This window comes from Planomicrobium sp. MB-3u-38, assembly GCF_002836425.1.
GTDB lineage: Bacteria > Bacillota > Bacilli > Bacillales_A > Planococcaceae > Planococcus > Planococcus okeanokoites.
This window is the reverse complement of the sequence record NZ_PJBO01000023.1, coordinates 36,717-57,033: the sequence shown is the minus strand read 5'-3', so window position 1 is coordinate 57,033 and position 20,317 is coordinate 36,717. Positions and strand designations below refer to the sequence as shown.

The 20,317-nt window shown below is 45.3% G+C and carries 24 protein-coding genes; 6 read left to right on the top strand and 18 right to left on the bottom strand.

Annotated elements, in window-relative coordinates:
• Positions 1-54 precede the first annotated feature (54 nt).
• Both CXF70_RS07015 and CXF70_RS07010 read left to right on the top strand, forming a co-directional pair.
• Positions 55-879, top strand: coding sequence for an ABC transporter ATP-binding protein (locus CXF70_RS07015; RefSeq protein WP_101802056.1), 825 nt, complete (start codon positions 55-57; stop codon positions 877-879).
• A gap of 1 nt (position 880) precedes the next feature.
• On the top strand, positions 881-1,525 hold the full coding sequence (locus CXF70_RS07010; RefSeq protein WP_101802055.1) for a hypothetical protein: 645 nt from the start codon (positions 881-883) through the stop codon (positions 1,523-1,525).
• A gap of 94 nt (positions 1,526-1,619) precedes the next feature.
• Here the strand turns inward: CXF70_RS07010 and CXF70_RS07005 are convergent, their stop codons facing one another.
• Positions 1,620-1,982 (bottom strand): VOC family protein, encoded by a 363-nt coding sequence (locus CXF70_RS07005; RefSeq protein ID WP_101802054.1) that lies wholly within the window; start codon positions 1,980-1,982, stop codon positions 1,620-1,622.
• A 146-nt stretch (positions 1,983-2,128) separates the two neighbouring features.
• Between CXF70_RS07005 and CXF70_RS07000 the strand changes: the two genes are divergently transcribed.
• Positions 2,129-2,809 carry a hypothetical protein gene (locus CXF70_RS07000; protein WP_101802053.1) on the top strand — a complete coding sequence of 227 codons (681 nt, stop codon included), beginning with the start codon at positions 2,129-2,131 and terminating at the stop codon, positions 2,807-2,809.
• Between the two features lie 147 nt (positions 2,810-2,956).
• Here CXF70_RS07000 and CXF70_RS06995 read toward each other — a convergent pair whose 3' ends face one another.
• On the bottom strand, positions 2,957-3,829 hold the full coding sequence (locus CXF70_RS06995) for a VLRF1 family aeRF1-type release factor (protein ID WP_084244026.1): 873 nt from the start codon (positions 3,827-3,829) through the stop codon (positions 2,957-2,959).
• 162 nt (positions 3,830-3,991) lie between these two features.
• Between CXF70_RS06995 and CXF70_RS06990 the strand changes: the two genes are divergently transcribed.
• Entirely contained in the window at positions 3,992-4,303 is a 312-nt protein-coding gene (locus tag CXF70_RS06990; RefSeq protein ID WP_084244025.1) for a DUF3243 domain-containing protein, read from the top strand.
• Positions 4,304-4,387: 84 nt separating this feature from the next.
• Here CXF70_RS06990 and CXF70_RS06985 read toward each other — a convergent pair whose 3' ends face one another.
• The 14 genes from CXF70_RS06985 to CXF70_RS06920 all read right to left on the bottom strand — a co-directional run bounded on the left by CXF70_RS06985 (position 4,388) and on the right by CXF70_RS06920 (position 17,954).
• Positions 4,388-5,656 (bottom strand): MDR family MFS transporter, encoded by a 1,269-nt coding sequence (locus tag CXF70_RS06985; RefSeq protein WP_199172802.1) that lies wholly within the window; start codon positions 5,654-5,656, stop codon positions 4,388-4,390.
• Between the two features lie 47 nt (positions 5,657-5,703).
• Complete coding sequence (locus CXF70_RS06980) at positions 5,704-7,833, bottom strand: ATP-dependent helicase (protein ID WP_101802052.1); 2,130 nt, start codon at positions 7,831-7,833, stop codon at positions 5,704-5,706.
• Positions 7,834-8,007: 174 nt separating this feature from the next.
• Positions 8,008-8,532: a YflT domain-containing protein gene (locus tag CXF70_RS06975; protein ID WP_101802051.1), complete on the bottom strand. Its 525-nt coding sequence runs from the start codon at positions 8,530-8,532 to the stop codon at positions 8,008-8,010.
• Between the two features lie 65 nt (positions 8,533-8,597).
• Positions 8,598-8,798: a YwbE family protein gene (locus CXF70_RS06970; protein ID WP_084244022.1), complete on the bottom strand. Its 201-nt coding sequence runs from the start codon at positions 8,796-8,798 to the stop codon at positions 8,598-8,600.
• An 83-nt stretch (positions 8,799-8,881) separates the two neighbouring features.
• Positions 8,882-9,373: a hypothetical protein gene (locus CXF70_RS06965; RefSeq protein WP_101802050.1), complete on the bottom strand. Its 492-nt coding sequence runs from the start codon at positions 9,371-9,373 to the stop codon at positions 8,882-8,884.
• An 80-nt stretch (positions 9,374-9,453) separates the two neighbouring features.
• Positions 9,454-10,575 (bottom strand): YsnF/AvaK domain-containing protein, encoded by a 1,122-nt coding sequence (locus tag CXF70_RS06960; RefSeq protein WP_101802049.1) that lies wholly within the window; start codon positions 10,573-10,575, stop codon positions 9,454-9,456.
• Positions 10,576-10,783: 208 nt separating this feature from the next.
• Positions 10,784-11,749: a glutaminase A gene (glsA, locus tag CXF70_RS06955; RefSeq protein ID WP_101802048.1), complete on the bottom strand. Its 966-nt coding sequence runs from the start codon at positions 11,747-11,749 to the stop codon at positions 10,784-10,786.
• 331 nt (positions 11,750-12,080) lie between these two features.
• On the bottom strand, positions 12,081-12,683 hold the full coding sequence (locus CXF70_RS06950; protein WP_101802047.1) for an alpha/beta hydrolase: 603 nt from the start codon (positions 12,681-12,683) through the stop codon (positions 12,081-12,083).
• Between the two features lie 128 nt (positions 12,684-12,811).
• Positions 12,812-13,690, bottom strand: coding sequence for an Hsp33 family molecular chaperone HslO (hslO, locus tag CXF70_RS06945; RefSeq protein ID WP_101802046.1), 879 nt, complete (start codon positions 13,688-13,690; stop codon positions 12,812-12,814).
• A gap of 311 nt (positions 13,691-14,001) precedes the next feature.
• Positions 14,002-14,535 (bottom strand): chromate transporter, encoded by a 534-nt coding sequence (locus CXF70_RS06940; RefSeq protein WP_101802045.1) that lies wholly within the window; start codon positions 14,533-14,535, stop codon positions 14,002-14,004.
• Positions 14,532-15,083 (bottom strand): chromate transporter, encoded by a 552-nt coding sequence (locus CXF70_RS06935; protein ID WP_255400068.1) that lies wholly within the window; start codon positions 15,081-15,083, stop codon positions 14,532-14,534. The genes CXF70_RS06940 and CXF70_RS06935 overlap by 4 nt, the downstream gene beginning before the upstream one ends.
• 30 nt (positions 15,084-15,113) lie before the next feature.
• Positions 15,114-16,718, bottom strand: coding sequence for a gamma-glutamyltransferase family protein (locus CXF70_RS06930; protein ID WP_101802044.1), 1,605 nt, complete (start codon positions 16,716-16,718; stop codon positions 15,114-15,116).
• Positions 16,719-16,734: 16 nt separating this feature from the next.
• On the bottom strand, positions 16,735-17,190 hold the full coding sequence (locus tag CXF70_RS06925; RefSeq protein WP_101802043.1) for a GNAT family N-acetyltransferase: 456 nt from the start codon (positions 17,188-17,190) through the stop codon (positions 16,735-16,737).
• Positions 17,191-17,276: 86 nt separating this feature from the next.
• Entirely contained in the window at positions 17,277-17,954 is a 678-nt protein-coding gene (locus CXF70_RS06920) for an SOS response-associated peptidase (protein WP_101802042.1), read from the bottom strand.
• Positions 17,955-18,271: 317 nt separating this feature from the next.
• Between CXF70_RS06920 and CXF70_RS06915 the strand changes: the two genes are divergently transcribed.
• Positions 18,272-18,703, top strand: a complete 432-nt coding sequence (locus tag CXF70_RS06915) for a hypothetical protein (RefSeq protein WP_084244012.1) — start codon at positions 18,272-18,274, stop codon at positions 18,701-18,703.
• Positions 18,704-18,743: 40 nt separating this feature from the next.
• Here the strand turns inward: CXF70_RS06915 and CXF70_RS06910 are convergent, their stop codons facing one another.
• Both CXF70_RS06910 and CXF70_RS06905 read right to left on the bottom strand, forming a co-directional pair.
• Entirely contained in the window at positions 18,744-18,935 is a 192-nt protein-coding gene (locus CXF70_RS06910; RefSeq protein ID WP_084244011.1) for a hypothetical protein, read from the bottom strand.
• A 117-nt stretch (positions 18,936-19,052) separates the two neighbouring features.
• Positions 19,053-19,532: a metal-dependent hydrolase gene (locus tag CXF70_RS06905; RefSeq protein WP_101802041.1), complete on the bottom strand. Its 480-nt coding sequence runs from the start codon at positions 19,530-19,532 to the stop codon at positions 19,053-19,055.
• A gap of 89 nt (positions 19,533-19,621) precedes the next feature.
• Between CXF70_RS06905 and CXF70_RS06900 the strand changes: the two genes are divergently transcribed.
• Positions 19,622-20,272 (top strand): YfbR-like 5'-deoxynucleotidase, encoded by a 651-nt coding sequence (locus CXF70_RS06900; RefSeq protein WP_084244009.1) that lies wholly within the window; start codon positions 19,622-19,624, stop codon positions 20,270-20,272.
• The last annotated feature ends 45 nt before the right edge of the window (positions 20,273-20,317 follow it).

The following is a 20,317-nucleotide window of genomic DNA, read 5'->3' as shown; positions in this document are numbered from 1 at the left end:
ATTGAGAAAACCTATCAGTTAGATTTATGGCTAAAGATGTGGAGGAATTGAAAGATGACTATGGCTGTCAAAACCAATGACCTATCAATCGGATACAACGATAAACTTCTATTTGAGAACTTGAACCTCTCTATACCCCGCGGTGAAATTTCTGTTTTTGTGGGAAGCAATGGCTGTGGGAAATCGACGCTTTTGCGCTCGATCGCCCGTTTGCTGAAACCGCAGGAAGGTTCAATTCTGCTCGAAGGCAAGGAAGTTCATAAGATGTCATCCCGGGAAGTCGCGAAGAAAATGGGAATCCTTCCCCAATCGCCGGTTTCACCGGAAGGATTGACAGTACACGATTTGGTCAAGCAAGGCCGTTATCCACACCAATCATGGTTGAAACGCTGGACGGAAGAAGACACAGAGAAAGTGGAAGCTGCGATGAAAGCTACCCGTGTCGACGAATTCCGCGACAAACCGGTGGATGAACTATCCGGTGGCCAGCGCCAGCGCGCATGGATTGCAATGACTCTTGCACAGGACACTGACGTCATACTCCTTGATGAGCCAACCACATTTTTGGATATGACCCATCAAATTGAGATTTTGGATCTTCTATTCGAATTAAATGAAATTCATGGCCGCACAATCATCATGGTGCTGCATGATTTGAATCTTGCGTCCCGCTATGCCCACAACATCATTGCCATCAAAGACGGCGAAGTGTTTGGTCAAGGAACGCCTGAAAATGTCATCAGCTGTGATCTTGTCCGCTCCGTTTTCGGAATGGAATGCCAGGTTTCAAAAGACCCGCTTTTCGGAACACCACATTGCGTGCCATTCGGCAGAGGCCGCTGCATCGTCCCTGAAATTCGTGAAGCGCTGGGATCTTAATATGGAAGAACTGGAGCTTTTTCAGGTAAAAGTCCGAAACGGCGCCCATGGCTTTATGAATATGAGTGAAGCATCGACAGACCGTCATCCAGAGCTTATGAAAGAAATCGTTCACACAACCGGAGCACCAAGTGAAGCAGTAGCTGCGTCTATCTTCATGAGGCGCTTCGGTTTTTTCATTACAGCGCAGTTCTATTTATTGGCACACGGTAAAATCTGGGATGGTCCCCTTGATGAAATCCATCTGGAAAATACGGAAGGCAATATCAGTTTTACAGTCGATGAACACTTTATCCGTGAACGACGTGAAGACGATCTGGAAGCCGTATTGAAGACATTTGCATTTCCGGTGGTCGGTTCATTCAGCAAAGCTGGCCATGTTTCCAAAATAATCCTTTGGGAAAATTTATGGGGTTATATAATCTGGATGTATGGAATGCTCGACAGCAAACAAGCGGAAGATGACGTTGCCGCTTTGATGACAGATGAGTTGTGGCAGCCGGAAATGAAGAGATCTTTTTTCCGGCAGTTTTTAGGCGGCCGCAGCTTTGAAGAAGCGAAATCGGAGTATAAGCGAATCACTTGCTGCTTGTATAAAGAGTTGCCGGAAACCGATAAATGCCCATATTGCCCCCTGCAAAAATAAACGCTTCGCGGCGCTTGCCGCGGAGCGTTTTTGGTTGGCTTGCTGCTTGCAGTCTGTCGAATAATCACAGTAAAGCTTTGAACACCCATAGAAATTATTTCAGGAATTCAAGCCGGTTGCCAAATGGGTCTGCCGCAAAAAATCGCTCGACGCCCGGGATGCTGTCATCAACGGTGACAGTGATATTCTTCTCTTCCAAATGGCTCCGAAAACTATCGTAACCGGAAACCTTAAAAGCAGGATGTGCTTTTTTGGCTGGATTAAACGGTTCTTCGATGCCGACGTGCAATTGAAATTCATCGAATCCAAACCAGACTCCCCCTCTTTCTTTCAGCGGTTCCGGCTTTTCAATTTCCTTCATGCCCAGTACCCCGCTGTAAAAAGCGATTGCTTCCGCTTCGCCCCCTTTTGGCGCCGCTACTTGAATATGATCGATTTTTCCAATAGAAAATTCCATTCCCCCACCCCTTTCTTCATTAGATTACCTAATTAGCATCTGAAAAGAAATGAGCTGTTTACTGTCGACCTTTATAACTTCCCCTTATCACTTTGCATTTACTCGCATTTTTCAGTAGCATGAAAAGAAAAAAGGAGTGCGGCTGCATGCAATTTCCCGATCAGTTAAAAATAACGCTGGCATCCCAGTCGGTTGCGGTTGATAGGCCTCCGGCGAATCCTCTTTCGCGCAATACCGAAACCAGCATTGAAGAGTTGAAGCGCTGGAGCGGTTCGGATAACAGTGGTGTCGCTGTTTCCTACTTTTTCAGGCAATACGCTCTATTCGTGTCTGCACAATTCCACTTGCTGACTTACCAGAACGGCTATTTCAAATGTGCCGGTAAGGATCTGGTTTTTAATCGTGTACATAATTATGGCTTTAATTTACTTGAAACCCATGTCTCTTCTGTACATTTTAAAACAATTGACGCGAATGAAAGATTTTCCGCCTTCCACTACATATTGCATGAACAAACAGCACAGGTGATCGACGAATTCCGCAGCCATATAAAAATATCCCCCCTTATCTTGTGGGACAATATCTTGGGCTCGCTCATCTGGTTTTACGCCAATTTGGAGCAGCGCGATCCGAGACGGACGGCAGCGGATTTGGATTGGCTGATGGACGCAGCAAACTGGTCGCCTATGAGAAAATCCCATTGGGACCGGCTGCTCGGAGATACTTCACTTGGACAAGCGGTGTCGCGGCCATTAAGGAAAACATGCTGCCTTTACAAGGAACTCTCGCATTTTGACACGTGTACGTTCTGTCCTCAATCAAATTAGCAGATGCATTTTTTGTTTTGAGGATTTATCGGCGATTTTTGATGGTTTATCGGCGATTTTTTTCTGTTTATCAGCGATTTTTGTTGTTTTATCAGCGATTCTTCTGGAATCTACAAAAAAGCCTCAGCATCCGCTGAGGCTTTTCGTTTATTTTTCGAATACTTCGTGCAGGATATTGCCTGGGGAGCTGTTTATCAGATTTTTGTAGACACAGCTCTCCGGTTTTTTTGATAATGATTTCGCGAACGACTTGGCATGTTCAGGGTCGCCGACGACATGGACGCCTTCCCAATTGCGTTCTTTTTTCAGCTTCTCGATTTTACTTCCCATATCTTTATAGAAACGTTCGAGATTCTCTTTCAGGCGATGATCCAGTTCATCTACCGGGCTTCCTCCGCCGCTACCGCCAATTACAGGACTATTGCCGCCGGCAGCTCCGCCTCCGACTGAACCTGCCCCTTGACCTGCAGCACGTCCTTGGACACGGCTTGAGCTCCGGACGCCTTTCTGCTCCGTCCATACTTCCAACCCGGAATCAAATTCATAAAAAATTTCCTCATTGATGATTCCCATGGACGTATCCAAAATCCGGATGCCTTTGAGGCTTGGCAACACAACGCCGGCATAAGGATATGCTTTATACATATATCTGAGCTGATCCAACACAGGTTCCGTCTCCCAATGGAAATTCGTTTTCACCGGGACCTGCACATAATGGACCGACCAGAGGTCTTTATGCGGAGATGCAAAAATAACGACACCCTTTTGGAGGTCATCCTGGTTATCATTTATTTCTCTTTCCACTTTCTTCTTCAACGACTTGTAGTTTTTAATTTCGTTTTCGTTGTTTGAGGCTTCCAGATATTCTTCGATTCGTTTAAGGCCATTTTTCAGATGAATTCGCCATGCTCCATTTTGCGCGTTCAAATCTGCAGGGTTCGTATTCAAGTAAACACTTAAAACACAGCGGTCTTCACATTTGAAGTTTTTCAACTCCTGGATTTCATCGTATAATGTCATGCATTCATCATCCTCCCTATTTCCTTACTTCTTACCTGAATACCCGAACACTTCTGTTTTAAACTGACCTTTTTTTAAATTTAAAATTATCCGAAAGTTTATCTTTTTATCCACGTGGTAAACACTTACTAGCACCAAAAATTAAAAGGAGAGTGTTATAGAATGGAAAACGTAAACAAAAAAGTTGATGAAAAACTGAAGAATTTTGATGATGAAAAGAAAGAAGACATCCTGGCGAATTTCAACCAATTCAAACAATATCTAAACGATAAAGTTGAAATCGGTGAAAAAATGGGCTTGAGCGAAGAACGTCTTGCTCAGATCACTGAGAAAGTTGCAGGTTATCTTGCGAAGAATGAAGAACCTAAAAACCGTGAAGAGCATCTTCTTCAGGAACTTTGGAAAGTCGGCAATAAAGAAGAGCAGCACATGTTAGCTCATATGCTATTGCGCATGGTGCAAAAAGAAGGGTAATCCCCTTCTCATGAAAAAGGGCATCGGAAATTTATCCGATGCCCTTTTTATATTGAAATCAACTTTTTGATTTTATTATTACAACTATACAGCAACCCGTTTTTCAAATGCCCGGAACATCAGCAGATATACGCCGCCGCTCAGCATCGCAACGATGCCTAAGATTCCGAAAGTCCAGCTGAAGCCGAACCAGGCTGTCATTGGAATCGCGACAGGTGCGATCATCCGTCCTATTGTATAGCGCATACTGGCCGCGGCAAAATACTGGCCGCGCATATCTTCCGGCGCCAGTTTCGAGATGAAGCTTTGCTGGATGCCGACAACCATCAACTCCGCAAGAGTGAAAATCCCCATGGCAATGACAAAAACCCAGAAAATTGAAGTGACCGGGAATAAGAACATCGCCACACCATATAATATTGCGGAGGTGAAAAACACCCATTTCTCCGGATACCGGGTCATCCATCGCGTGATGAAAACTGTAAGCAAAGCAACCAGTAATCCGTTTTCAGCCAACAGGATACCAAAGGATGTTTCTCCCGTTACTTTCCAATCCATACTGAAAAATGACGCAATGGTCTGGCTGTCGATTGTTTCCTTAAGGTAGACCGGAATCAGCAAATCAAGCTGCATGAAGGTCTGTGCCCCCAATACCCCAGCGATGACAAACAGCAGAAATACACGGTCTTTGAAAATAATGCCGTATTCTTTGAATTGTTTGGACACTGCTCCAACCCAGCCGGTCGCTTCTTCTGTCGCCCATTTATCCAGCATCTTTTGTGATAAGGTCTCGTCTGTAAACAAACGGAGAACCAACCCGAGCAGCAATGAGATAACCGCAACGACCAGCAATAATTCAAAACGGTAGGAAAAGAACAGCACTGCACCGATCAACGGTCCGACAACGACAGCAATATTCAATGTGGTATAGAAAATCGCAAAGACATCGCTCCGGTATTTTTCCGGAATGACGTCAGCAATCATCGCCTGGCTGGCCGGCCAGTACAAGGATCCGCCCATTCCAGCAATTGTGAAAGCGATAAAACCGATTTCCGGTGATTCCAGCCAAGGTGAATTTGCGAGAGCAAAAAGCAGGAATGCAAAGCCCTGCCCAATTGATGCGATGATCAACATGCGTCTTCTGCCGTAACGGTCGGCAAGATAACCCCCGACCAGATTCGCCGCTACCGAAAAAACCTGGGAAACCACAAGCAGCAAACCTGCCATCCCTTTTCCGAACTCCTCCGCAAAATAGATTGCAAGGAATGGAAAAACCATCCAATAACTTGTATTCATGAAAAACTCGCCTACCAGGCGCACTTTTAAACTTCTGTTCCAATCTTTGATTTTCATCTTCATTTCCCTGCGTCCTGTATTTTGAACGCCCCGATGTGCCAGTATTATCCGTTTATCAACTCCAACAGTTTATAGCTGAGACAAATATCGATCATCAGGTCCTTTCTTTCTTTTGCAAATTGGATTGATATGCGTTCGTGGTCACGCTCCACTATTTCACCGACGCCAAACACACGATGGCGCACTGTCGCCCCCTCGATCAGGGTTTCCTGGTCGCCGACAGCATTCGGATTATCGGGAACTTTCACTTTCACCGGAGTGGCCGCGATTGCCCGTTTAGGCGCCCGGACCGTTTTTTCGGGCAGAATAATGTCATTCACTTCATCAATAAAACGAGATTCGCTGCCATAGCTGATTAATTCCAGCTGTTTTTTAGCGCGTGTCATGCCGACGTAAAAAAGACGGCGGGCTTCTTCCAGTGTATCCGGCTTTTCCGCATCTTCTTCTGTCGGGATGACCCCTTCCACCAGATCAATCATATAGACCCGTTCAAACTCGAGGCCTTTGGCACTGTGGAATGTCGATAACGTCAGCATTTCATCGGTTTTCTCAACTTTTGCCTGCTGGGTGACCGCCTCCAATTCCTTCAATCGCTTCGCGAATTCCACCATCGATGTAAGCGGCTCGGCAATCTGTTCGAGTGTGACAAGGATCTGGGAAAGGTAATTCAGCCGCATACCGAATTTTTCGGCCCGGCTCGAAAGCATCTGGTCATAGCCGAGATCTGCCCGTATCGTGCGAATGACTTTCAGCGGTTTCATCGTACGCATGGCTTCAAACCACTTTTTTTGTTCAGCTACTATTTTCAGCTGATAATCTTTCATCGTGACGCTTCTTGGAATTTCATCCAGTGCATGCGTGCTTCCCGGTTTCATTCGGCTTAAAAAGCGCAATTGGCTGCCGGACCAGTAGGCGTTAGTCTTCGAAGCGATCTTTGAATAGATATCGACGCGTTCCGGTTTCAGGCTGAAACGCATGAAATTGAGCATATCTTCCACAATCCAGTGGGAGAAAAAGCGATTGTCCGCATCTTTCATATAAAAAGGGATGCCCAGACGGTCAAGTTCACTCATCAAGAGAGTAGAAGATGAATTATTGCGGTAAAGAATCGCCACATCGCCGTATTGGTCCAGTTGAGTGAGCTGCTTCATCAGATATTTCAGCTGATCTTCCTCAGAAGACAGCCGTTTCACCAGAATTGGCGGCCCTTCCTCCTGTTTGGTGAACATGTTTTTGTCATGGCGCTTTTTATTGGCTTTGATGAATTGGTTTGATGCATTGACTATAGTGCCGGATGAGCGATAATTCCGCTCCATTTTCATGATATAGGCATCTGGGTATACATCCTTGAATTTCAATAGGTACGTCGGTTCCGCGGCGCGCCATGTGTAAATTGACTGGTCGTCATCTGCGACGACACAGAGATTCTGATGCCGCGCGACCAGCTTTTCAACAATCGAATGCTGGACCAGCGAAGTATCCTGGCTTTCATCAGTCATGACGTAATCCCATTTTTTTTGGTATTTAGACAAAATCGCTGCGTCTTTTTCCAGCGCTTCGTTGGCCAATGTCAGCATATCGTCAAAGTCAACAAGGCGCGTATCATGGTTTTCCTTGAACGCTTCGTAGGTTTTCAGAATTTCCACTGCACCGGTAAAAGGTTCCTTTAAAGCCGACCACCGTTCTCTTGGAAGCATCTTGTTCTTAACAAAACTGATGAAAGACATAAGCTCTTCCAATTGATCTTCTGTCGCTGGTTCATCATTTTCCGTTTGATACATTTCCTTCAGCAAGCGTTTCTTATGGAGGCCATTTGTTTCATTGCCTTCAATCATCATATAGCTGGAATCCGCCAGATATTCCCTGGTTATCCGAAAAGCCAGGCTATGGATGGTTGAAAAATCCACTGGTGCAAGTTCCGGAAAAAAGCGCTTGAACCTCTCCCGCATATCATCTGCGGATGCTTTACTGAATGTAATCGCTTTGATCCGATGAGGCGCGATATTTTTCTCTTCAATCAGATAGCCTGTGCGCATGATCATCGTTGTCGTCTTTCCTGATCCCGGACAGGCAAGGAGAAGGAGCGGACCCTCTGTCCGCTCCACCGCTTTCCGTTGAATCTTATTCAATTCTACGCCAAGCTGCTGCTTTTTCCGTTCAAAGAAATCAGTCATGTTGTGTGCCTCCGAATTTTTTCAATACTGCTATTCTATCATAAAAACATGCTGTCCTCTTTGCTGAAGCACAAAAACAGGCGAAGAAAATAAAGCTTTTCTTCGCCTGTTACTTATAAAGAAGGATTTTTTATCCGGCGTCCAGCAACACTTTAAGAAATGGCATTTTGCCGCTCACTTCGTTTTCTTTTTGCCTTTTGGCTCCTGTGGTTTTTGTAACGGTTCTGCCGTACCGGGGTCAAAATATTCATACTGCGTGCTGTCGAGTGTGATCTGTTCCTCATCACCATATATCTCCCGCTGCAAAGAGGACATTTCCATTCCTCCAAGCTTGTTATATGAAGCTGGAATTTCTTGATCTTCATCAGAGGACATTTCGTTAATTTTTTTATAATAAAGCAAGAGTTTTCCATCAAGAAGTTCCTGATAAAAAAAAACTGATTGTTTTACTTCATCAGACATCTCAGTGAATACTGGCGGCACAGCGCCTCCTCTGATAAATATACCAAGACGTCCCATGCCCTTTGTTTCTGCTGCATGGTATTCGACATTGGTACGCAGGCGGATCATCGTTAACTGTTCATTTGACCGCGCCACCACATACATATCAGATTCGCTGCATCCCTGCTGTTTCAGCTCATCGATTTTGCGGAGAACTTCCCGCTCATCTTCGTAGCTCTCGATGAAATGATGATCCATCTTTTCCACTCCACTCTATAGGGCTACTCTTTTTTACCCAGAGCCGAAAACCGGCAAACACTCTGTTAATTTGTCTCCAATATTTCACAGACACGACCGACCTGGCCATCTTCAAGTCGGACTTTGATGCCATGGGGATGTGTCGCTGAATTGGTCAAAAGATCTTTGACAACTCCGCTGGTTTTCTTGCCGCTCCGCTGGTCTTGTTTAAGGATTACATTTACCGTCATCCCAGGTTTGATATCGCTTCTTTTCTTACCATCCATAAATAATCACGCCTTTCTTATCTCTATCATACTCTTAAATGGGGAAAATTAAAAAAGGCGGGAATTTCCCGCCTTCTGAATTTTTATTTCCGTCCATTGTCATCACTGCGGCGCGTACGGTCTGCAGCGTTTTGAGACAGATGTTCGGTAGAGTCGGACATGCTCCGGTCAGCATCCGGCACATCGTTTATTGCCGGGTCTGCTGGCGGGACATCCGATTCCGCCTGATCGTTTGCCGGAAGGCCTTCATCAGAAACATCAATGCTTGAAAGGTCGTCCATGACTGATTCCGATTTCCGCACATTCACTGTTTTCCGTCCGGCCTCATCTGCATCAGTTGCATTCCGGTTGGCTGCACCCAGCTCTTCGGGTCTTTGCTCGTTAACAATTCTGTTGTCAGTTTCTCCGTCGCCTGTACTCAAGTTGCCATCCGCATCCATATGGAAAGGACTGTCTTTTTCTGTTCTTCCGCCCGGTCCATTCGGCTTATGTTGCGTATTTTCTTTTGGATCTCCGTAGGCAGCTGTCGAATTAAACCCTTTTTCCTGCGCATCATTATTGTTTTTTTCAGCCATTTCTAATTCCTCCATTCCGCCGTTTCAAAACTAAAAGAAAAAGACGGAGAATCTCCGTCTTTTTTTGTGGGTGCTGAATATTAGAAGCGGTCACGGTTATCGCGGTCGCGTCTTCTTTCTTCATCCGTCAGATTAACATCTTCATCAATGTCCGCCTCTTCACGGCGAACCGTGTCGCGGACAGTTTCAGTATCTTCGACTTTACGCTTGCCGACAACGATTTCTTCGCTGACTACATCGTTTTTCGACACATTGACGCGTTCCTCTGATACTGGGATATTGATGCTTTCATTGTCATTAAAGCCTTTGTCATGCGCATCTGTTGATTTTTCGTCAACCGGGCGGCGCTCCACATAGACTTCTTCGCGTTCAACCGGCACATCCACTGAACGCTCTTCTTCAACAACATGTTTACCGACATTCACTTCGCCGGTTTTCACCTGTTCTTTATCAACATGCAGGCGCTCTTCGTGCAAACGGAGTTTTTCTTCTTCCGTATGGTCACGGCCTAAAGTTGAATCATTATCCAAGCGGTCGCGGTCATAATCACGATCACGGCCAGTATCTGAATAATTCGTGCCTGTTGTAGGGGAACCGAGGCCAAAACCTGTACCACTGTCGTGTCCTACTCCAGCAGTTTCGTCGTCTCTGATTGAACGGTCCATCGACTCGCCTTCGCCAAGAGCATTTTCTCTTTTACTATTATAATAAACATCATTTTCATCATTTGTATCCACTGTCAATCCGTCACGGGCTACTGTGCCGGATTCAACATATCCTGGTGATCTTGAATCTGTTATATCTGATTCTGTACCAGTTCCTGTTCTGCCGTATGCTTGATTATCGTAAGGCGCTTTGCCTTCATAGTTGGCACCGAATTCACGGTCTACGAACAAGAGTATTTTACCGTTTTGCACTTCGTTGTAGTAACGGTCTGACTCGTCTTTGTCCAGACCCATTCCTGAAAATGCTTCGCGGGTGGAATCGTCTCCAGACAGGAATCCCATGAATTTGTCCATCCAGTTTCCTTCAGACGATTTGTAGTCGACGTCGGTGCGGCCTCGGACCATTGAAATCTGGTCTTTGTCACGTGCCATTACATACATATCTTCTTCTCTCGATCCTGTTGCTTTCAGCTCTTCAATTTTCTGAAGAACTTCTGATTCTGTGTCGAAAGTACCCATAAATTTATTGTTGGTCATTTTCTATTCCTCCAATTTTTATGTTTCTGCAGATAAGATGTATCTACTTGTAAATTTACCCGCCATTCTCATCCTGAAACCTCTCCAGACTTCAATAATACTTTTGACTTATTTGTAATAATTGAAAATTAACCTGAAAATCGTTAATCCATTCTTTTTTTGTGCAAATAAAAAATCCACGTGTCTCTTACAAACACGTGGATTTCATCTAAAATATACTCAAGTCCCATTCTTTCGAGATTTGTCGCAGCATCATTGTGCCCGCTGCACTGTTTCCTTGAACATCGATTGCCGGCCCATATACGCCGATTCCGGCACCAGCGCGAAATTCATAGGTCTGGGAATGCAATTTAGGCGGAACAGCAGCCATGATGCCACCGGATACACCACTTTTAGCCGGTATGCCGACATGCGCGGCAAAATTGCCTGAAGAATTGTACATCCCGCAAGTCACCATTAGAACTTTGGCCACTTGTGCAATTTCATCGGAGAAATGCTTAACTTTGGTGATTGGATTGTAGCCGTCATAAGCAATGATCAGCCCGATCAAGGCGAGGTCTTTCGTGGAGACTTTGATGGAGCATTGGCGGATATATATATCCAGCGCCTCTTCCACTTCGATTTCCAGGAACTTCGCTTCTTTCAGATAATAGGCCAACGCGCGGTTGCGGTGAGAAGCTTTCCATTCGGAATCGTAAACTTCCCGATCCATATCAAGTGGATGGCCGACCAGCTCTTCAAGAAAGTGCAGCAGATATTCATATTTCTTCTGACTGTTCTGGCCTGGCAGCAAAGCGGAGATGGTGATGGCTCCTGCATTGATGAAGGGGTTGAAAGGTTTATTCGGACGATGGATTTCAAAAGGGATGATTGAGTTGAATGCTTCCCCTGTCGGTTCAACGTCGACCCGTTCCAATACAAAGTCCAGACCGTAATAGCAGCTTAAAGCGATAAACGTCAAAGCCTTTGAAATACTTTGCAGCGTAAACTCTATGTCAGTGTCCCCTGCGCAATAATAGTTTCCTTCTTCATCGAGCATGCAAATACCCAGTTTGCTTGGATCGGCTTTGCCGAGTTCCGGAATATACTGGGCAGTCGTACCAAGTATCACGTGCCCTCTGTTTTCTTCAACCCACTTTTGGAGCTGCTGCTGTATTCTTGGATTAGTTTGCACACGATCCCTCCTCTATTTTCTATTGTGCCTGAAAATGGGCTGGAATGCTAAAGAAAAGCGTAAGCGCCCGTTAAGCTCTGAAAGGCATAAGACAGTCCAACGAAGTGGCCTTGGCCGCGCGCAGTCTCGAAAAGCGTAAGTGCCTGTTCAGCTCTGACAGGAGTAAGGCGAACCAGCGAAGTGGCGCTCTTTACCACGCAGCTGGTTTGACTTATATCCCGAAGAGCTAGGCACTGGAGACTAGACATTGGACTGGCTTATGACCCGAAGAGCTGGGCCGCTGAAGTCTGGACAATAAAATCCCCCTGCACCCTGCAGGGGGATAGTTTCCCTAAATTTTGCTGTACCAAACTTTGGCTGCTTCGACTTCAGGCATCGTCAGCTGATGGCCCTGGTTTTCCCAGTGAAGCTCTACATTTGCGCCTGCATCCTGCAACAGTTTCTCAAGATCTTCCGATTCCTGCGCCGGACAGATCGGATCGTTTGTGCCAGCCGCGATGAAGACCGGCGTTCTGTTCAATTCAGGCAATTCCGTCTCTCTATTGGGCACCATCGGATGATGGAGAATGGCTGCTCTTAATGCATCATCATAAGTGAACAGTAGATTCGCAGCGATGTTCGCTCCGTTCGAGTAGCCCACTGCAGTAACGTTCGTGCGGTCAAAACCGTATTGTTCAGCTAAATCCGCGATAAATTGATACAGTTCTTCTGTGCGGAGCTTCAGATCCTCCATGTCGAATACGCCTTCAGACAGGCGTTTGAAAAATCTTGGCATGCCATTTTCCGAGACATTTCCCCGGACACTTAAGACAGATGCTTCCGGGTCAATATGTGCAGCAAGCGGCAACAGGTCGTTTTCCGTGCCTCCTGTTCCGTGCAGCAATAGTAATACCGGTCTCTTTGGATCTTTCCCAGCTTTAAAAATGTGTTTCATAAAATAACCTCCCGTACGATTTCGTCTTTTAATAAGTTCCCACCTTAAGGGTAAATGAAACTTATCTCGAATTCAAGATATTAAACTTAAATAAAACCGCTTGCTGTTTCAGCAAGCGGTCCTAATCATTATTTAGCTTGTTCCAAAAGATTCTCCAGATTTTCTTTGGAGAAATGATATTTTTCATTGCAGAAATGGCATTCAGCTTCTGCCTCGCCGTCTGTCTCGATCATATCGGTAATTTCTTCAGAACCAAGGCTAGTGATGGCATTCGTTATGCGTTCACGTGAACACTGACACGTAAAGGTGACCGGCATTTCATCGAGAATTTTTACGTTTTCTTTGCCAAGAACTTCATGAAGGATGTCTTCCGGCGTCATGCCTTCACTGATCATTTTAGAAATCGTCGGAATCGCAGAAAGCCGTTCTTCTATCTTCACGATAATTTCTTCCGGAGTTCCCGGCATCAATTGGATAATGAACCCCCCTGAAGCCAGGATGGTATTGTCCGGATTGACGATAACCCCGACACCAACCGATGAAGGAATCTGTTCGGATGTGACAATGTAATGCGTAAAGTCTTCACCGATTTCACCTGATACGATTGGCACCTGTCCGTTAAAAGGCTGTAGCAGGCCAATATCTTTGGAAACGGTTAAAGTTCCATCTGTGCCAACTGCCCGTCTTACATCGAGTTTACCGATTTCATTTAAATCGAAATGCGTTTGAGGCTTCGATACGTAGCCTCTTACTTCGCCTTTGGCGTTGGCATCCACCAGAATATTTCCGATAGGACCGCCGCCGTTGATGCTGATCGTCAATTTTTCTTCGCCTTTCATCATGGCGCCCATCATGACACTCGCTGTCATCGAACGGCCAAGTGCGGCTGAAGCGGTTGGCCAAGTATAATGGCGACGCTGCGCCTCGCCTACCGTATCTGTTGTTTTTGCTGCATATGCGCGAACCTGGCCATCAAAGGCCAGAGCTTTAATAAGATAATCTCCCATTTTTTCTCCCTCTCATCTAAAGTATCCTGCTGACTAACTGCACAGGACACTATATTGATTCATGAACCAATACATCCATAAAGTTTTGCTTCATATAGATTAAAACCTCTGCAAATAAAAGTAAATAAATCTGCTTAGAAGAAAAGCGACGGCACCCGTTAAGCTCTGAAAGGCATAAGACTGACCAGCAGAGTGGCGCTCTTTGCCACGGCAGCTGGGCTGGCTTATGACCCGAAGAGCTGGGTCGCCGGAGTCTGGCCAATAAAAAAGCGCATGCAAAAAACCATCCGCAGATCGCGGATGGCCATAGTTTAAAACAAACCTGTCAGGGCGCCGTATGCCAGCGCCATCAGAATTACATAAGCCGGATGCATTTTCCGCACCTCCAGCAGCCAATAGCTGATGATCACCAGCACAATTGTTTGGATGCTCCCGGAGGTATCATAGGAAGTCTTGAAGAATTGAAGTGCCATTGCGCCAAGCAGCACTGCTAGAACAGGCCTTATCATCTTGGTGATGTTCTTAACTTTTGGTGAATCCTTGTATTTCAAAAGGCTCACCATCAAAGCAATCATCAAAATCAATGAAGGCGCGACCGAAGCGAAAAGCGCGACTGCCGACCCAAGAATGCCGCCTTCCGTGTATCCGATGTAACCGGCCATTTTCGTAGCCACCGGTCCCGGAAGCGCATTGCCCAGTGCCAATACTTCACCAAATTCCTGGGTAGTCATCCAGCCATAGCGGTCCACCACTTCTTTCTCCACCAATGGAATCGAAGCAGGGCCGCCCCCGTATCCTAAAATCCCAGGAATAAAGAAGGCCAGAAAGATTTGCCAATAAATCATTTCGGCTCACCTGCCTTATTCAATGGAAGAAAAACGAGTACGAGGATTATGATAATCAGAATGGCCGGATGGATTCCGAGCACTTCCATCAGAATAATCGAAGCGGCCGTATAGATAACGGCTCGCAGCCAGCCGAGGGAATCTTTTGATTTCTTCAGAAAATCCAGTGTCAGTATAGCAAGCATTACACCCACCACCGGCACAACAGCTTCTGACATACCATCAACCCATGCTACGTCTTTGTATTGCTGTAATACGCCCAAAAGGACAATCATGAGGATCACTGTCGGCACAACAGAAGCAAACAAAGATACCAGACAGCCCCAAATTCCGTTTACACGGTAGCCGATGTATCCCGCCATTTTTGTAGCCAGCGGCCCAGGCATCGTATTTGCCAAAGCGAGCGTATCTCCGAATTCGTCACTCGTCATCCATTTATATTTTTTTACAGCTTCCTGTTCGAATAGTGGAATCGCCGAAGGGCCCCCGCCGAAACCCAACATACCTACACGAAAAAAAGCAGCGAACAGATCGGCATTCTTACTCACAAACAAGACCCTCCTTTCTTTATATTACTTCTACCAAACTGCAATGGCACCGTCTGTCCGTGATTCCGTTCCTCCAGCTAAAACACCCGTTTCCGGATTGCGCCAGATAATCTGGCCGCGTCCGAAACTGCCGCCATCTGTCGCCACTTGAATCGTATGCCCTTTTCTGGCTAGAGCCTGAGCCAAATAATTCGGAAATTCCGGTTCAACCAAAACAATTCTGCCTTCCATCCATTGCCAGCGCGGCGCATCGAGTGCAGCCTGCGGATTCAACAAGTAATCGATGGTGTTCGTCACGACCTGGAAATGGCCCTGTGGCTGCATATATCCGCCCATGACACCGAAAGGTCCGACCGCTTTGCCGTCTTTTGTCAGGAAACCGGGAATAATTGTGTGGAACGTCTTTTTGCCGCCCTTCAAAACATTCGGATGGCTTTCATCCAATGAAAAATCTGCGCCTCGATTTTGCATGCCGATGCCTGTCCCCGGGATCACGATGCCGGAACCGAAGCCCATATAATTACTTTGGATATACGAAATCATATTGCCTTCTTCATCCGCCGCAGCCAGATATACCGTGCCGCCTTTCGGCAATTCGTATGGTTCAGGATCTGATGCCGTTTCACCAATTGATGCACTTCGTGTTTCCGCATATTCTTCGGATAAAAGATGTTCTGCGCTGACCGGCATAGCTTCAGGTTCAGTGATGAATGCTTTGCCATCAGTAAACGCCAATTTCATTGATTCTATTTGTTCATGCATCGTCTGGGCTGATTGCCATTTTGGCTCCTTCATTTTTTTAAAGATATTCAAAGCCATCAATGCCACCATGCCTTGTCCATTCGGTGGAATCTCCCAAACATCGTAGCCTTTGTAATGTGCGGAAATCGGTTCAACCCATTCAGGCTGATAGGCTGCGAGATCCTCTTTCGTCAAAAAGCCGCCATGCTGTTTCATATATGTATCGATTTTTTCAGCAATCGCTCCTTCATAAAAAGAACGCGCATCAGTTTCGCCTATATCTTTTAACGTAGACGCATGGCCCGGCGACGACCACATCTCACCGGCAGCAGGAATCTTACCGCCAGGCGCAAACGTATCGAACCATGCCTGATATTCTTCCGAAGTGAAGTTTTTCTTGAAACTCGTATAAGCAGCTTTCCAATACTTCCCGAGAATCGGTGTCAGCGGATAACCATCTTCTGCGTAACGGATGGCCGGTTTCAATGTTTCCGCAAGCGGCAGTTTGCCGAATTTCCGTGCTAATTCCGCCCAAGCTGCCGGGACTCCCGGAACTGTAATCGGCACAACACCATGCACTGGCATTTTATCATGTCCAAGTGCTTTTACCGCTTGTGCTGAAATGCTTTCAGGCGCAGGACCAGAACTATTCAGCCCGTGAAGCTTATCCTTCACCCATACCAGCGCAAAAGCGTCCCCCCCGATACCATTCGAAGTCGGCTCTACAACCGTCAATGCCGCTGCCGCTGCAATAGCCGCGTCAATCGCGTTGCCGCCTTTTTGCATGATTTCCAAACCGGCTTGGGCTGCAAGTGGCTGTGAAGTTGCCACCATCCCTTTTTTCGAAAATACTGTATGTCTTTTGGATGCAAACGGATGATTCAAATAATCCACAATTATTCCTCCAGTTCTACGTTTGAATTTCTTTTTTTAGAGTTGTACAGAAAATGCCAGGTGCAACTTCAAAATCCTCTGTTTCAACAAAGCCGAAACTGGTATAAAGATTTTTGGCCGGCTTATTCATTTTCCCGGTGCTGACGATGAATTCCATTCCTTCAAACTCTTCCATTAAATACGCTAAAAGCTTTCTTCCAATCCCTTTTCGAAAATGCTCAGGGTTGACTACCAACCGGTGTATATCTACTATATTGTTTTCTTTTTTATAAGAAATGAACCCTAGTAGAACTTCCTGTTCCATATACCCCAAAAAGGTTTCGCCGCTATTTTGAATTTCAATTGTAGATTCCTTCAATTGCGGGATGCCTTCGAAACCCATCAATTCCGCTTCCACCAGGTAAGCGGGACGCTGGATCCTCTGTATTGCCTTGGCTGTGTATTCATTGTGGTGATTTACTTTACGAATCATTTAATGTCACCTCTTAAATAGTAGCATAATTCAAAAAAATTGAGAGATGGCACATTTCTATGCCTCTCTCTTTCAGTTCAAAGGATTCAGCTTATTTTACGGATGAGATCCGCTTTATTATTCTTAGGTGAATTCACTTCTTCCGACACCTGGTAAGCTTCCATTTCCCCATCTTCATAAGGTTTCAGCACGCTCTCCAACATTTCAATATCCTGCACATTCGGATCCAGCCAGATTTTTTCCGCTTCCTTGGATAATATGACCGGCATGCGATCATGGATTGATGCCATCACTCCATTCGGTTTGGTGGTTAAAATGGAGCAGCTGTGGATCGGCTCCCCTTCCGGAGATTCCCAGGATTCCCAAAGGCCGGCGAATGCAAAAGGTTCCTCTGATTTCATCTTGATCAGCATCGGCGTCTTGCCTTCTTCATCTTTTCTCCATTCATAGAAGGAGTCGGCAATGATAAGGCATCGTTTCTTTTTGAAAGCATTGCGGAAACTCGGCTTTTCCGCTGCAGTTTCCGCTCGCGCATTAATCATCTTATATCCTATTTTTGCATCTTTTGCCCATGGTGGAATAAGCCCCCATTTCAGTTTGCCCAAGCGGTTTTTATTTCCGTCGCTGACAACAGCGGCAATCAGTTGGGAAGGTGCAATGTTATAGCTCGGCTCATATTCATTTTCGTCAAAGGAAGCCTGTTCGATACCAAAACGTTCCAGTATGACCTTATAGTCTGCGTATAGCGCAAATCTTCCGCACATGGTTCTCACCCTTTCGCCATCATTGTATCTTGCTTTCTGACAAATTGACAGATGTCGCTTTTTAAAAAACTTCAGCCTTCATCAACAAATAGTTATGCTACTGGAATGCAGCAATACTTCCTTACCCAACAGGAAAGATATCAGCATAATTTTATCATGTAATCACATATACATTAAGAAAATTTCGACTATTTTACATAAACTGTTAAAGTTATGCGGATTTTTTCTTGAATGATCCAATATAGGGGGTTCTAAACCCTTTCCTAAGGAAAGAGTGTTATAATAAGTATACATTGATTTCTGTAAGGAGGAATAACATGGCTACTGCACGAGAAATGAGTCTGGTCAATAAAGATTTTTTGGTAGAAGAACTCGGGCTGAAGCAACAGGGCAATTCGGCTGTATTTACAAATGAGGATACATTTGTATTATCACCGTCGGTCCAACGATACGAAAAAGGATTTGATGTCAGCGATTTTACGTTGGCGAAATATGATCCGGAAAAACAACAAGGATTTTTGATTGTCCGTTATATGGATACCTTTCTCATGGCCAAGCTTGAAAGCTTCATTGATAAAATGATGCCTCCTGAGCTGAAAATCACCAAGAAAAATACTAAACCGCATTGGAAATTCACTGTAGCCGAAAATCCGGCTTACCATATTGTCAATACGCAAAACAAAGAATTACGTTACCGTTTGCAGGAACCTTCCAAGAAACAGATTGTTTCCTACTTCAATAAAATGTAAAAAGACAGTCTCCGATTTTAACCGGGGACTGTCTTTATTTTTATTCTTCTTCATTTTCACGGATGGGCTCTCTTTCATCACCTATGCCGGTATTGCTGTGGGCCCCTTCTCTCCGCAGTTCTTCGCCGTCACGCTTTTCAGCATCTTTGCCGCCAAAACTGCCGTGGTTCTGTCCGCCTCTTCGCGTGCTCCTGTTCTCCTGTTCACGATCGGAAAATTCCTGCTTGCTCATGCTGATTCCTCCTTAGAAGATTGTCTTACTTATTTCTTTCCCTATTTACTTCTAAGAAAACACGATATTCACCCGAGAATCAAGAATTGGTCCGATCGAAAAAATAGTGGTGATTTTTCAATAGTAGAAGCCAAAAGCTGCCATTCCAAAATAGACCGACAGCAGGGACAAAGCTGCAAAAACCACATATTCCACTGTGCTTCCGGTTTTGGTGGTCAATGGAAGCCGAACCGTGATTTTAAAAGGGAAAAATAACTTGATGCCTTTTTTGGTGGCCATATCCAATAAAAGATGGCTCGCCATTCCCGCCAAGAGACCGGCTGAGATTGCTTCATTCGGCAAAAAGGCATTAAACAATAACGCCGCCAGTATTAGAAAAATAAGGCTGTGAGTGAATGTCCGGTGACCGAAACATATGTTGATGATTTTAGAAACAGCCGGAAAAGCACGGCCAATTTTACTGCCTCCATGACAGATATCCGGTATAACGGCCCCTACCGCTCCAGCGCCAAGAAGGAGCACCGGTTCATAATTTGTGATTTGTGCAAATGCAAGACTTGCTGCGATGCCGCCCATGATGTGTGTTTTCCCTGTCATGCTGATTCCCCTTCTCTTCTATACTCTTTTATTATACTGAAAATAGGGTATGGTGAAGATATAGAATTATAGAAAAAGGAGTTTTAGTTATGGGAATCCACACATTTTTTAACTCATTAAACGATTTGGAACGTATCATCCGGGCTCCCGGCAGATTTAAATTCGAAGAACATAATGTCGCGGCGCATTCTTGGAAGGTCAGTCAGTACGCCATGTTTTTCGCCACGATCGAAGAACGCGCAGGACGCGAAATCGATTGGAAATCTCTATATGAAAAAACCATCAACCACGATTTCGCTGAAGTCTTTATCGGCGACATCAAAACGCCAGTGAAACATTCATCACCCGAATTGAAGGAAATGATTGCACAGGTCGAAGAAGGGATGATGGAAAAATTCATCACCCGCGAAATTCCGGAAGAATTTCAGCAGGTATTTTTTGACCGAATGAAAGAAGGCAAAGACGGAACAATTGAAGGCCGGCTGCTTGAACTCGCAGACAAGCTGGATCAATTCTATGAATCCTTCAACGAAATGAAGCGCGGCAATGCCGACCCCGAATTCGCTAAAATGTACCGCATTGCATTGACGAAACTGCTTAATATTCCACTGGAAGCCAGCGTCAGCTATTTCAAAAACATCCTCCTTGAAGATGTGATCAACGAAGACAGCGTGATGGATGTCAAATCGATAACACTGCAGGTACTTGAGCGCCACAAGCATTCACCATATATTTCATAATCGCCTTATGGTAAATTGTATACAGTACAAATTAACCCGGAGGTG